This is a genomic window from Methanosarcina sp. MTP4 (assembly GCF_000970045.1).
Classification (GTDB): Archaea; Halobacteriota; Methanosarcinia; order Methanosarcinales; family Methanosarcinaceae; genus MTP4.
In genome coordinates, this window is sequence record NZ_CP009505.1 from 2,801,773 (window position 1) to 2,816,912 (window position 15,140).

A 15,140-nucleotide genomic window follows, 5' to 3' on the forward strand; every position below is an offset into this window, starting at 1 on the left:
AAATGATAAAATTCAGTAATTTTGTCGTATATAGATGACAGGTTTAAAAGATTATATTTTGGAAGGTTAAAACAGGGAGTATGGTTTTAGGTCGTGGGAGCTTACTAAAACCCATTGGTTTAAACGCCTCTTTATATTTCTTCCAAAAACGGAATATGCAGTCTTTTCAGATTTGATCAATGATTCACACAGAAACCTGAGCGAAAAAAACCGCTTTTGGGTTGGAGCCAAAGGCATAAAATTTTACAAAGCAGACCCCATCACCGAGGAGGAGCGCAGGGAAGCGGAAGAGCTCTGGAAAGCCATGAGCCTGCCCGGGATAAGCAAAGGAAAAATCAAGAAATAATGGTGCGAGAAGGGCTTAATTTGTCCGCGAGCAAAATCCACTAAAACAAGGATTGAAACTAAAGATAGGTTTTATATACAAAAATCATCCCTTATTAATTTATATAATTAATAAAGAGAGTTATAATAAATTAAATATAATTTTGACAGAATAAAACCCTCCAAAAATTGGACAAATCAAAAGGGTAGGTGGTAAAAAATGAAATCAAAAATACTATTAGTACTAATTCTGATAGGTATCGTCGCACTTTCAGGATGTACGGATATAAGTGACTCCTATAAACCTGGAAGTTTCGGAGCCACCGAAGAAGAGCAGCAGATAGTAGACGCAGTAACAGAAAAATACGGCGACATGACGGCCGATGGCGCGCCAAGGCTGCTTGAAGTAATGATGACATCATCAACACAGAACTTCATACCTGTCGATAAGGTATTGAAATACTCAAAAGATTCAGAAAAGCTCTACGCATGGTTCATCTACGACAACTTTGAATACGACATAATAAACGTAGAGTGGATCTACCTTGACAACGATTACTCGATCTACACCTTCGAATCAGAAACAGGCGAAGACTTTGGACGTGGAACATTCATACTCGAGAAGCCAGATGACGGCTGGCCACTTGGAGATTATAAGGTAATTATAAGTGGAGCAGGAGTGCAAGAATCTGTCGAGTTCGAGATAATAGACGGAGCGACAGTCTCAATACCACTGGATCTGCTGGACGGTACAACAATGGGCAGCCAGCAGGAAGATTTCGGAAGCACAGGAACAACTGACGCAATACCAACTCCACAGAGTGGTTTCAGATCTGAAAGCACATCACACAGTTTCGTAGGAGAATGGAGTTCAAACTGGGGTGATATGACATTCACACAATCTGGAAATAAGATCGTCGGTGAGTACACACACGACAAGGGAAGACTTGAAGGTGTTATTAACGGTGACGTATTCATAGGAACCTGGTCCGAAAGCCCTTCATACTCAGTACCAAACGATGCAGGTGATGTGGAACTCAAACTGAGCAAAGACGGTAATTCATTCGAAGGAAACTGGAGATACGGCTCAGATAGTTCATCATGGAGCGGTGGCTGGACAGGAAGCAGAGCAGGACAATCAACAGCCTCAACATCATCAGGCGTAACACCTGGCTGGTATCTCATAGAAGTTGAAGACTACAGTGAGGTGGGCGACCGCGACACATTCAGTCTCGAATACAAAAGAGGTAATGTCCTAACTATTAAAACATCATCAGATGGCGATAAAACATTACAGATAAGAACAGTCAGTGAAGAAGCAAAAGACTTCTATGCTGCTGAAGAAGAGATTGCTATCAAAGTAAGAAAAGAAGGCGCACTAATAGCAACTGGTAACCTCGGAATGTCTGATTCGAGCCATATTAACATAGATATGGCAGATATTAGACCCGGTGGGACCACAGCAGGCGGTTATTCCCTGGAAGATGAAACATATGGGGATCTCTTCACGATGGACTGGCAAGATTCAACTGGCGACGTCAAAGAAGGCATATTCAAAGCAAATGTACCGGGAGCAAAAGCACATGGTGGATCATTTGCAATAATTTACACATACTACAATGGCGAAATATACGGAACAAAATACATTTACGAATGGAGAGAGTAATTCTCTACCATTCCTTTTTTCTTTTCTTTTAGATTTCCATAAAACTGAGTGGGCAGATCAGTCTCTTGACTTTTAAGAACAAAAAGCAATAGCATACGCTTTAGGGTTAATGAAAAGAGATAGAAATGTGGTCACAAGGTATGAAGTTTTGAGTACATCGGTGTCCGCGAGCAAAATCCACTAAAACAAGGATTGAAACCAAGACGTTGACCGATTCCCACGCAATGCAGTTTCTGTCCGCGAGCAAAATCAACTAAAACAAGGATTGAAACTTCAGGATCAACTGAAAACGCCTCAATATCTCTAAACTGTCCGCGAGCAAAATCCACTAAAACAAGGATTGAAACATCAAAATTGGAAAAGATGTTAATAGAGAAATTGCAGTCCGCGAGCAAAATCAACTAAAAAGGGGATAAAACACCTATACTCTCATTTCAATTTTTTAAGGAAAAGCCGTCCGCCTCGCTTCGCTCTGCGGCCGGTGAGAGCCCCGGTACCCAAAAAGCAATCCGAAAAAGGAACACAATTATATTCTTAATGGCAGGTAAACTGAGTTAACCACACGATGTTAATGAGAACCATTTTATCTATTTAGTCAGCTTTTCCACTATCAAAAGAAAATTTACTTTAGCAGTAGCTCCCATGAGTTGAAATGTAGGTTTAACATTGGGAATAATCGTCACAACTTCTCCTTCTAGATTATTCAAAAATTGCTCTAATCTCACCTGGTCCTTATCCATGTCGATGTCGAATCGATGTACTTTGTATTTTATAATAGTCATTATATCACCCAACTATGTTATTTTTATAAGTATTCCATTTTATTCAACCGCTCAGCAACATTAAATTTGTCATTTTTATATGCATTTGCCTCTTATTACTAACAATTATTGGTTTTTCAATTTCTATACAGGTAAAGTGAGGTGTGCAGATGCATTAAGCAAACCGGAATACTGGAGAGAATAAGAATCCAGTAAGCTTATAGGACCCCGGTATCAAGCTCTCGAAACCAAATTTTCCGCTCCCCGGCTTCGTATAAAAAAAGGTGTTGAGATGCTTTTATTCTCGTTTATTCTCTTATTCTTTTTTATTTTCCTGAAAAAGCCGTCCGCTTCGCTGCGCTCTGCGGTCTGTGAGAGCTCCGGTACCCAAAAAGCAGTCCGAAAAAACGCAGCTATTTCTTAGTCCGCCAGCCACACAAACGCCGCCATAATATCCTCCTCCCCGACCAACCCTGTGGCGTGTCCTTTTCCTCCCGTATCCCCAAACCATACTATGTCCGGTAACTGAGGAAAAAATCCACCTTAAAAGGGCTGAAACAAAAAATTATACACTTTGAGGTATGCATTTTTTCCTGGTCCGTGAGCAAGATCCACTAAAACAAGGATTGAAACCCGGGTTAACAGCCGCAGCCGTGAAAGATGATCTGTCCGTGAGCAAGATCCACTAAAACAAGGATTGAAACTTGTGGGCGGTATCGATATTAGGGTTATGGATGTAGTCCGTGAGCAAGATCCACTAAAACAAGGATTGAAACACCGGGTTTCTCGGCTTCTTCAACCTGATCCATGAAAGGTTGGAATACATCTCAAATCGATAAAACCTGGTTTTTTCTAAAGCATCGGAAGTCCTGGATACCAAATCCTCTTCGTTCCTGACCTGCCCATTGGAATACGAATAAATCAGAAAAACAGAGATCAGGATAATTATTACAAGAATTATCGTGAATCTACCTTAAAGACCGTTTTGTGTAATTTTTCTCATGTTCGCATTCTCTTTCTTTATTCACATTTTCTTTTTTAAAACATATGCAGCTCCCAACCCCGTCAGTAAGATTATCATGGCTACTGCCAGGTAGAACCATATGGATTGGGTTTCAGGGAGAGTATCTGTTTCTGCTGCCGCAGGAGTTTCTTTTGAAGTATTTTCCGGGCTTTCCAGAGGTGCCTGAACGTCTTCAACTGTAATGTTCTCATCCTGGCTTTCTTCATCCGTGATTATAGGGATTCTGCGGTGCCCGTCATGGGGTGGAACCACAGGCTCCTTTATTTCACTGCCTGAAAGCCCGTACAGGCTGAGATGAGAGACATTTGCCCAGGCGTATCCCTCGTATTCTTTGCCGTAAATGACATCATTTGTGGTATTTACTCCGACATCGTTTACCCAGTCCATATCAGTTGACAGTTTCTCCCATTCTCCTGATAATTCATTGAACCAGGAAATGCCTATGGATTTCTCATTGATATCCCCTAGGTCATTCGAATAACCATCACCGGTCCTGTCGAGGTCTTTAGCAGTATAATAAATAACAATCTTTGCCCAGTCTATATTGTCTGCCGTAGCGTTCAGGATATTTTCACTGACATTTATGTCCAGAGATTTCCCAACATCCTTTTCATTCACCTGAGCCAATACGTGCGGAAAATCTGTTGAGTTGTGGGCTCCCAGTCTGACAGTGGGTTTAACAGGTTTTTCAAGTTCGATCCATACAAAGGCATCCATCTCTTTGACAGCATCAACAGTTATCGAGCTCACAGGTGTCTGGTATTCTATAGTCTGGTTAAGGGTCTTGAAAGAATCCAATACGGCGTAGTGGTCGAAAACATAGGGATTGGAGAGCATCACAACTGTCTGGGGCGAGGTCCAGATGTCATAGGTGGTATAGAACCTGTCAAAGTCCGATTCCTGCATCTTTGCCAGCTCATCCGGCGCCAGGCTATTCAGGATGCTGTGGGTTATATTGCCAGCAGTGCTGTTTTCAAGCCCCGGTCTTCCAACGATCAGGATGTACGGCTTGGTTGAATAATTTGCCAGTTCTTCCGGCTGGAATACTGTGACATTAGTGTATTTATTAAGATTTTCTATGAAGTTCCCGGAATCTTCATCCGGATCACAGGTCATCCAGATATCGTCCACGTTTGGAGCCAGTGAATAGGGATCTTCTGAGTCGTTGATGCCATTACCCCTCGTATCGCCGAATACCGGGTTTGTGCCGTTCTGGAGTTCGGAATAGTCATCGAGACCGTCCCCATCGGTGTCGTTGTTCAGGGGGTCCATCCAGTTTTCAATTTCCTCTTTGTCGCCGACACCGTCCCCATCCGTATCGTTAAGCAGCAAACTGGTATTATACAGGCTCTCATTACCATCGTCCAGACCGTCCCCGTCGGTATCAGGGTTTCGGGGGTCGCTACCCTGATTATATTCTTCCCCATCGGATAGCATATCCCCGTCAGAATCCGGGGAAAGCATGCTCGAGTTAAATGCGAGTTCTTCGGAGTCACTAAGCCCGTCTCCGTCGGTGTCTCTATCTCTTGGATTGGAGTAATTCAGATACTCATAGTAATCCGATAACCCATCGCCATCGGTATCATTTAGCCAGGGGTCGGTTCCAAATATCATTTCAAGGTTATCATCCAAGCCGTCGCCCTCGCTGTCATAACCTTTAATGTTCGTCCCGAGCACCCATTCAACATAATCTGTCAACCCATCATCGTCTGTATCCACATCTCTGGGATTTGTATAGAAGTTGAACTCCTGGTAATCAGTAAGTCCGTCATAATCGGTGTCATTGATCAAAGGTTCACTTGTCACGCTTACATAAAAGACACCGGTTGAATTTACAAAGGACACAACATTCCAGCCGGTCATTTCGTCAATGTTCTTCAGACCGTCCCCATCCGTATCACTATCGGGGTCAAATATGTCCGGAGGGTAGTAGACCAGTGTTTCATTGAACTTCTGGATGACATTGTTCGTCTCATCTGCAACATAGACAGAGCCATCCGGACTGACCCCAATTCCCCACGGTCCTTCAAATTGCCCGTCGAACGAACCCTGGCTGCCCCATGTCACTAAGAACAAACCATTGGTGTCAAATCCTAAAATCCGGTGGTTATCACGGTCCGATACAAAAATATTTCCTTCTGAATCCGCACTCATTCCATAAGGGGAGGAAAAAGTCCATGGTGGATATCCGGGGATCGATCTGATAAAAAGACCATTGTTAGAGAACTTCTGAATGCGATCGTTACCCAGGTCAGCAACATATACATATCCATTGGAATCTGTTGCAATCCCACTCGGATAATTGAACTTTCCATTCCCGGTTCCCTGCCCTCCCCATTGTATGCCAGTGTAGACACAGTTAGCATAGTACTTTTTCACCAGATGGTTCACAGCATCAGTGAGATATAAATAGCCGTTTTTATCGCTTGCCACGTCGTATATTGGGGTGGCAAAACTGGCAGTTTTCGATAGATAGTTACCATTCAAATCGTACACAAAAACTCCGTTATATCCGCCATAGGGGTCTGCCATGGCAACAGCAACGACGTTATAGATATCATCTGCAATTCCATAACCATAATACGGTATCGTCCAGCTTTTTATAAAGGTCCCATTGGGATCGAATTTTTGAACACGGTTCCTGTCAAGGACATATACATTTCCGGTCTGGTCAACTCCAGCGTCACGGCAGTGATCAAACTCTCCGTTCCCTGTTCCCTGGCTGCCCCATTTAGTAACGAACTCCATGGCAGTAACAAGTTTTGGATTTGCCACATCGTTATTTCCATCACCGTCAGTATCCTTTGACCTTGGATTAAGATTGCTGTAGTATTCCATCTGGTCATCCAGGCCATCGCCGTCCGTATCGTTCAAAAGCGGATTTGAGCGCACGGGTATGTTGATTGTCTTGCCGTCAAAGTTGAAGGTGATCGCCCATCCGGTTTGTTCCATGTAGTCTGAAAGTCCGTCGCCATCAGTGTCCCAGCTCGACGTATTGGTGCCGTAGAAAAGCTCCATTTTGTCATTCAATCCGTCCTGGTCAATGTCCCAATTATTTGGATCTGTCTCGATGTCCAGTTCGTATTTATCACTCAACCCGTCCCCGTCAGTATCCCATTTCATCATGTCGGTAACCGTTTCTTCCGAGTCGTTCAGACCGTCGCCATCGCTATCCAGAGGATAGGGGTTTGGCGGCATATCCAGGGTAAAACACCAGTCCTCATTTCCAAGTATGCAGATCTTATAGACCATATGGGCCCAGTCCTTGAAATCTTCAATATTTTCGGGCAGCACGTCAAAATAAACAGTAGGGATTTTAAGGGACTGGGAACCCGTTTTTTCCCTATCGTATGTATGCCATCTCATATCCCATTCTATTTTTTCTTCGATGTAATAGTATTTGTAGTCAACTTTAAAGATGGCTCCCTGCCCGAAATTGATGGTTGGTCTTACAGGCTCCAGCCATGCCCTGGCATCATATGTTGTATTTGTTGAGTCAGGATACTTCGGGTCATATGAAACAACATCAGTAAACTCATCGTATGAGGCAAAATACGAATTCTTCCACAGTAAAGTATATGATGGGATAACATAACTTTTCTCAACGTGTCTGTACCAGTCGCCGTATTCGGTTTTTGTTACTGTGGAATTTACAAGGCTCTGGAACTCTACATGATCCCCCACATCCAGCCCGTTATCGTCATAATCCCGAATGTTTATTGAGTTTTTCAATATTTGCATATCGACTGTAGTTGCAATATGCGTTTCCATGAAAAGTGCCACAAGTTTTCCAATCAGATCTGCAACACCATGTCCAAATATGCTGGCTATAGCATCAGCTACCATTATGATAGCAGCAATTACCTCACCTATTGGTCCTGCTAGCAAAAGCACTGCAAGTATCACAAGATAGATGGTCATTGCAGTAATATAGACGGTTGCCTGTAAAGTTGAACCGCTATCCAAAAATATTATGAAACCGACAACTGCAAAAGCGGCTTCAAGTGCAAGTGCTGCAAAAGTAACGACCTTACCTGCGACTTTCAGGGCATTTATTGTTTTAGTGGCTGCCTGCGCAGCTGCTTTTACACTTGCTCCGATCGTTACTTTGATAGCACCCCATAGGGCTTTTCCAAATCCGACCAGCTTGATCGAGGTGAACAGATATACACCAAAAATGGCGAGCTTTATTGTGGGCGTCAGATAACTGAATCCATCTGCTTTAATTTTAGCTTTCACATCCATTGCATTATGGAAACTGGTATATGCCCCGTTTAGCCTGGTCACCACAGATTCACCGAAATTCCATAAAAGCGCCATGCTCATCATGGAATTAATTGCATCTTCATCAAGCCCGTTTGCCTGTCCCCAACTTTCCACTTCAGGCAAAAAGGACTCCACGCCAACACTTTCTTTCGTGGTGGTATCATACCAGCTCATCTTGATTGTTTTCATGGTAACGGCGGGAGAGGGGGAAGCCGTCAGGTCGAAATCAAATTCGTTTCCGTTGACGCACACATCACCAGAAACAAGGTCATCGATGCCCTTACTGGTAAAATTGAATTGATAAGCGGCAAGTAATGGCAGTATCTTATTTCCTGGTAATGATTTGAGTGCATGCTCTTTCATTTCCGATGTAGTGTTAAAAACTGCCATATCCCGATGAGAGACCGATCCGATCTCGGAATTTATGGTCAGATTCGAATCCATTAACGCGGCAGGCATATCATATAATGTCGTCTGGTTGTCCCGGAGATATGAAAAGGCCATTAAAAACCCTGCCAGCAATGTCTGGTTCACACTGTCCCCGTAGAACATACCAACATCAGTACCATAGTTCTCTTCAACCTCAAAGCCTGTTAGCATACACCCTTCTTTGTATTTGGCAAGGGTAACAGTTTCAGATTCTATCCCCCCTGCAGTCATTTTATCGGTCTTTCCCTGCAGCAACCAGACAAGGCTCGCATTAATAGAAATATCTGAAGGATCTGATGCCGGGTAGAACATCCTGCCCCCAAAAGCAACGTTTGTGCCATAGTCCTTTATGAGTGTCAGGGGAATGTACAGGCTGTCAGAAGAAACCACAATACCATATTCCAGCAAATCAGCCTGGTCAGGGATCACGTTCGATCTTAATTCGAGCATGGGAATGATTTTGATGTCATCAGTTGAATCATCCAGGTCCTTCATCTGACCTTTATCATCGTATGGCCAATCCCAATCCTGCAACGGCAACCTCAAATTGTCAGGATTCCGGGGCTTTATCTGGAATGTGACATATGTAGGGTTTCCATTTGTCCTTATATCAAAAAGGAAGCTGTCATTAATACCGGAATGTGAGTATGGGGACAGGTCTATTGAGTCCATCACTTTATCGTCATCGTTGTCAAGGTCCCATACATTTGAAAACCCATCCCCATCAGCATCAAGGGAGTCGACGTCTGTCACTTCAAAGTAATCCGACAGCCCGTCATGATTTGAATCCGGTTCAAGCGGGTCCGACTCATAGAAAACTGATTCATTATAGTCGTCCAGCATGTCAAAATCAGAATCTGTGTTATTAAAGTCAGTTCCAAGAACAGCCTCAACAGAATCGGGTAGTCCGTCTTTATCGGTGTCAGTTTTGTTTGTTGAAACATCTATAAGCCCGACTATGTCCAGATTGGTGTTTATCTGGTTCTGAACACTAAGTTGAGACACCATTGCCAGAGCAGCAGCAGTGCCTGTTGAAATGTAAGAAGGTTCTTGAACTGATTCCTGGCTACTTGATGCGGCTGCCGGGTAGAACTGGGCAGCTAATAAGATAAGGATGATCACCAGGTTATAAGGTTTACATCTTCGCAAAGCTAACCACCAACCCTATTATAGATTATGAAAAGTCAATATATAAAGAAGTTGTCATTTTTTTTCAAAACGAACTCATCTTCAAGATTAAATGTGCGGAGTTTTCAGTTTATAAAAACATTTATATGTCTGCAATCAAAATCCACTAAAAAAAGGATTGAAACTCCGTATACTCAATAGTTGGGCTGCAAATATTGAGTAAATTGTGAGAGGAACGTTATGTTTAAAACAAGAATGATAGGCCTGTTTCGCTTATTCCGTTTTGAACTGCCATTTGCTGCGGGAGTGTGCGTGGTATTGGGGGAATTACTGGCATTGGGCGAACTCCCCACCACAACAGAAATCGTACTGGGGTTTCTAAGCTTTTTTTTCATTTCGGCTGCGGCTCTGATCCTGAATGACTATTTTGATGTAGAAATTGACAGAATAAACGCGCCGGAAAGGCCGCTCCCTGCAGGGCTTGTTACCGGGCAGGATGTCGTTTTACTTTCCATTGCAGTGACAGGGCTTGGATTTACCACGGGCTACCTGATTAGCCTGGAGGCTTTGTTAGTAGTTATTTTAGTATGGGCAGTTGGTTTTCTTTACAACTGGCGGTTCAAAAGGGCTGGTTTTATTGGAAATCTGATGGTCAGCTTTTCGGTTGGCATGACTTTTGTTTTTGGCGGCATAGCAACAGGCAGACCATTTGAAACTATAGTCTGGTTTTTCGCGGTCATAGTAATGCTCGTAGACCTGGGAGAGGAAATTGCGGCAGATGCTATGGATATCGAAGGGGACCGCCAGGCAGGGTCCCGTTCCCTTGCCCTGGTACTTGGACGCGAAAACGCCTTGAAAATTAGCGGAGCGATTTTCTTACTGGTGATTGTTGCAAGTATCCTGCCGTTTTTCCTGGGCTGGTTAGAGTTGATTTATCTGTTTCCCATTTTACTGATGGATGCGGTTATTCTGTACTCAACCAGTAAATTGTTAGATTCGAGAATAGTAAATCGGCGAATTTATATCCGCTGGATATACCTGAGTGGGTTGGCGGCATTCTTAATTTTCATAATCATTCGAATGCTCAGCTGAAAGTCCGGTGGCAGTTTGATCCTGAGCCGCCCAGCACCGCTTGCAGCGGACAGGTGCGGGAATTCAACCAGGCTTTCGGGGATTCTGCCCCGGCGGTGGATTCGGCATCCGATGGTTTTCCCTCAAAATTCCCCCCTGGTAATGCCTGCCGTTAAGCGGCAGCTCCACCTGTCCGGCTGATTCGAGAGCAAGGTCCACTAAAACAGGGCCTGGAACTTTATAGGTTTATTCGACTTCTATTTCCAGACCACCAATGAATCCGGCTGCTACGTTATATATGAAGGCTGTGATGATACCGCCAATGAAACCTAAAATTCCATAGAAGATGGGTAATGTTATGATAGCTCCTGTCCCTAACAGCAGACCCGCTAACGCCCCCTCGTTTCCCATTATGGACCCCATCCCCATGGACGTGAGAGTCATTATAGCTCCGAATATAAGGCCCATTATTGCGTAAATCGCTCCAAGGATCTTTCCAAGTGATAACACACCGATTTTAGTAATACGTCTGGTTGCCACAGTATAAACCTCCTTAAATAGTATTATAGAAGAGATCAAGAAAATATAAAAAGTTATTCTATATGTTTTTGTTGTCAGGTTGTTTTGCTATTTCTCAGATATTTGCCGAATTGAACTATAGATGAAAAAAGGTATATTCCTCAATTCAATACTTTATATAGAAACTTATATTCTGCAGGTCGACATTAAAATTTGAACATTTTTTATTGATGTCGCTTTTGAATCAAATATCCCTAATTGAAATCCCCTTGCAAGGTTTACAATATTCCAATAATCCACTAAAACAAGGATTGAAACAGAGTATCAAATCAAGAATTTATTCTCTGGAATAGATAAGATATTCCATAATTAATGTGAACAATGGAAACAAAATACTCAAAACGACAGATGTATCTTTTCCGATACTGGTTATTCCGAGAATGAAAAATACAATAAATCCTAAAGTGAGTGCCTGTAAGGTTCCAAAGATGTAAAAAAGGTTTCTGTTTTGCACATTGTCAAATAAATTATTAAAGTATATAAAACCTGGTGATCCGGTGTTATATGATTGGTGTTTTGAAACACTTAAATGTTAGAAGAAACGGGTATGTAAGGACTAAAGATATTCGACCTGTAAGTTCCCATTTATCCGGAAGTCCCCCGTATTTCAAGTCGCTCCAACCCATTTTCATCCTGTCAGGAAATGAAATGCTACCGATTTACTAAGAAATTATACTTTTTAGCAAATAAATATATATAACAAACAAAAGAATTAATATATGTAAAAATATTTTGTACATTTTAAAAAGGTGCGGGAATTTGCAAGAATAATTATAAGGTGTGGAAGCTGGCATTTGTTCGGAAACGTTAACAAAGTTGCTAAAAAAACAGGATTTGGTAATTAAAGATCTACTACAGGTAAAAACGTAAAAAAAATAAAACGGAAAAAAAATAAAACGGAAAAAAAATAAAACGGAAAAAAAAATAAAGCGGAAAAAAATAAAACGGAAAAAAATAAAACGGAAAAAAATAAAACGTAAAAAAAATAAAACGGAAAAAAATAAAACGGAAAAAAAATAAAGCGGAAAAAAATAAAACGGAAAAAAATAAAACGGAAAAAGAGGAAAAATTCGTTAATGGGGGAATTGAATGAAGATACGTGTGGTTAGTTCCAGGGAAGAGATTTTTACGCTTAATCCTAATGAAAGAGTGATTCATATGGCGTTCCGTCCTTCGAACAAGGACATCTTTGCGCTGATTGAAACATGCCCAAAAATTGAAGCGATCCAACTACCTAACTCTTACCGCCGGACCATCTCAAAGTCAATCGAAATGTTCTTTGAAATGCAAAAAATCCAGCTTATCGAAGGGGATGTATGGGGTCACAGGAAGGACATCAGTGAATACTACAACGTCCCGCCTGCCGTTATTAAAGATATCAGAGACCTGAAACTGGTAGGCACACCCGTCGAGAAAATAGAAGAAAAGGTTGCAAGAGAAAGCAAACTGAACCCTGAGATGGTTGCCTACATTCTCGCCAGGGATATCACGGCCTGAGTCCGGCTGCTCACAGCCAGCTCAGTAACTAATTTACTTTTTTTATAGGCAAGACCCCAAATTCCTTCATCAATCTCAAGTTAAAGTTTTAACAACAGAAAACACGGAAAACATGGAAAACACGGAATAAAGGAAAAATTGGGGCACAATCCTTCCGTGCTTTCGGTGTCTTCCGTGGTTATTAATGTAAGTGTTAATATTTATGTTCGGGACTATAATCAATTTTACATTTTTTAATTCATCTTACTTTTTGGTTGTTCATTAAATGACAGATCCTGAACCAGGTCCCCCTCCACTCCTTCTTCTTTTCCCGGCCCATTAAGATACGGATCAACAAATGAAAGGGCCAGGGACCTCATATTCTTATCCTTAATATTGGAAGCTAATTCAAGGGCCTGTTCTATAGTTTCTTCTTTTCTCTGCCCCTTCAGGTATGGGATCAGCAAAGAAAGAGCCTGCACCCTCAGATACTCCGATTGAATCCCGGATGCCATCTCAAGAGCTTTTTCCATAAGTATTTCATTTCCAAGCCTTTCGTTTTCAGATCCGTCATTTCCGGACCCTTCCAGATGCGGGACAAGCGAGGAAAAAACCTGAAATTTTGTATCTCCATACTGGATGTAGGGAGCGAAGTCAAGGATATCTTCAATAAGTTCTTCTTTTCCAGGCCCGCTCAGGTGAGGGACAAGCGAAGAGAGGACTGCGGCTCGTTCGGCTTCATCATGGATATTGGAAGCAGAGGAAAGGGCTTTTTTGATGAGCTCTTGCTTTCCCGGGCCTTCCAGATGAGGGACAAGCAGGGAAAGGGCCAGGGACCTTGCATCTCCGTACTGAATCCGGGAGGCAAAGTCAAGAGTTTTTTGCATAAGTGCTTCTTTTTCCATAATTTCTTCTTTGCCTGGCCCGGCTTCCAATCGCTCAGAATCCTGAACAATACTGTATTTTGCCACGAATTCTTCAAGCAACTTATTGAATTCTTCAAGCACTCCGGTCTTATCAGCCGGACTCTGTTGAAAAGCTGTCATCCTCTGTTCAGCAGTCAACTTCCGTATTAGCTCTTCTTCCATAAAAACCGAAATTTCTTTAGCAAAATCAGGATTCATCTCAAACGATTTCAGAACTTCCCGGACCAGGACCTGCTTTAGCTCCGGGTCGGAAGGAGCAACAACAAGGTCTCCTGCGGCTTCTTTCAACTCCGGCCTTACTCTCGAACACAATTTACCCCACAATTGATTCTCAAGCTCCCAGACCTCAGGCCCTACTCTTTTGCCGGCTTCTTCAGCCGCTTTTTTAGATCCAATGACCAGATAAGGGATTACAGGTTCGATAAAATCCGTTACTGTTTGTGCTAGTTGATTCATTTTTACGTTCTGTTGCCGCATTGTTTCATCCTTCTATTTAACAAAATGTTATGTCCTTCTGTTTTTGGTTGGTTCCGGAATAAAATGAGATCAGTAAGTGTAACGCCTATATCAAAATACATAATAGCAAATAAATACTTCGTTGGAACCGCCTTCTACATCCTTCATTGACCACCTAAAGAAGCTACCTTTATATGCCAGTGCCTCGGGATCTACCAGGAACCTAGCCATTAGAATTCAAAATACCATTAAAAATAGAATAAAATCAAAAAATATATAATAAATTATTGAAATATGCCCATCTTTATTTAAATTAAAACCTGGTATAACGGTGAAAAAAAATACACAGTCATTTGAACTCGGAGATCTCAATAATGGCAAAAAAAGTATATTCATGGATCGCAAAACTGTCAGTAATTTTTCTCATGTTGCTCGCAGTATGTGCAGTCCCGGGGGCTGCAGGAGAGGAACTGGAATCCGGCACCTGGGCCTGCGCAAGTGATTCCTATTTGAAAGAGGTCAAATGGGACCACTTTATAGGAATCGTATCAGAACACTACTTAGATTCGGAAGACCAGGAAAAATACGTTTTGACCCGCCCGGAAGACGGTGTTTCAAAGGAATATAATGCATGCGATGTAGTTCCGTTACTGGATTCGGGTGTAAAGCTCGTACTCCCCCTGCAGGCTGAATATTCAACCCCTTGCGTACAAAAAACCCGCCTGGGAATTGCCACGGCGGTAAATAAAGAAGCCGGGACCTGTGATATCTTCGTTACGTGGTCCGGAGGAGCCTGTACCGGGGAAACCCTTGAAGGAATTCCGATTTGCGAGCTTAAAAAGTGTATAGTTCACCCCGCAGGCAGGAGGATGCTCTCGGATGGGTATCTTCTATAAATCGGGTTGTTTAGAGGCGATTTCAGAACAGGTGATTCAGAAAAAACCCTCTAATTGAAAACCCCTGCCACCTGATTTCAAGCTCATCTTTACTCACAAACTCATCTGTACTCAAAAATTCATCTGTACTCAAAAACT

At 42.4% G+C, this 15,140-nt stretch carries 8 protein-coding genes; 5 read left to right on the forward strand and 3 right to left on the reverse strand.

The genetic code is table 11. The features are described 5' to 3' along the window. Positions 1–172 precede the first annotated feature (172 nt). Both MSMTP_RS19325 and MSMTP_RS11600 read left to right on the forward strand, forming a co-directional pair. Complete coding sequence (locus MSMTP_RS19325) at positions 173–346, forward strand: hypothetical protein (RefSeq protein WP_156153810.1); 174 nt, start codon at positions 173–175, stop codon at positions 344–346. A 198-nt stretch (positions 347–544) separates the two neighbouring features. Next, positions 545–1,990 (forward strand): hypothetical protein, encoded by a 1,446-nt coding sequence (locus MSMTP_RS11600; RefSeq protein WP_048179528.1) that lies wholly within the window; start codon positions 545–547, stop codon positions 1,988–1,990. 1,785 nt (positions 1,991–3,775) lie between these two features. On the opposite strand, the gene MSMTP_RS11610 is transcribed toward MSMTP_RS11600, so the two are convergent. Further along, positions 3,776–9,619 (reverse strand): hypothetical protein, encoded by a 5,844-nt coding sequence (locus tag MSMTP_RS11610; protein WP_156153811.1) that lies wholly within the window; start codon positions 9,617–9,619, stop codon positions 3,776–3,778. A 219-nt stretch (positions 9,620–9,838) separates the two neighbouring features. Between MSMTP_RS11610 and MSMTP_RS11615 the strand changes: the two genes are divergently transcribed. Beyond that, entirely contained in the window at positions 9,839–10,690 is an 852-nt protein-coding gene (locus MSMTP_RS11615) for a UbiA family prenyltransferase (RefSeq protein WP_048179532.1), read from the forward strand. Positions 10,691–10,915: 225 nt separating this feature from the next. On the opposite strand, the gene MSMTP_RS11620 is transcribed toward MSMTP_RS11615, so the two are convergent. Continuing rightward, positions 10,916–11,209: a hypothetical protein gene (locus MSMTP_RS11620; protein ID WP_048179533.1), complete on the reverse strand. Its 294-nt coding sequence runs from the start codon at positions 11,207–11,209 to the stop codon at positions 10,916–10,918. A gap of 1,128 nt (positions 11,210–12,337) precedes the next feature. On the opposite strand from MSMTP_RS11620, the gene MSMTP_RS11625 reads away from it, so the two are divergent. Further along, positions 12,338–12,745 (forward strand): DUF1699 family protein, encoded by a 408-nt coding sequence (locus MSMTP_RS11625; RefSeq protein ID WP_048179536.1) that lies wholly within the window; start codon positions 12,338–12,340, stop codon positions 12,743–12,745. A 233-nt stretch (positions 12,746–12,978) separates the two neighbouring features. Here the strand turns inward: MSMTP_RS11625 and MSMTP_RS11630 are convergent, their stop codons facing one another. Continuing rightward, a complete protein-coding gene (locus MSMTP_RS11630; protein WP_156153812.1) occupies positions 12,979–14,106 on the reverse strand; it encodes a hypothetical protein in 1,128 nt (375 codons plus the stop codon). Between the two features lie 374 nt (positions 14,107–14,480). Between MSMTP_RS11630 and MSMTP_RS11635 the strand changes: the two genes are divergently transcribed. Then, positions 14,481–15,002: a hypothetical protein gene (locus tag MSMTP_RS11635; protein WP_048179539.1), complete on the forward strand. Its 522-nt coding sequence runs from the start codon at positions 14,481–14,483 to the stop codon at positions 15,000–15,002. Positions 15,003–15,140: the final 138 nt, after the last annotated feature.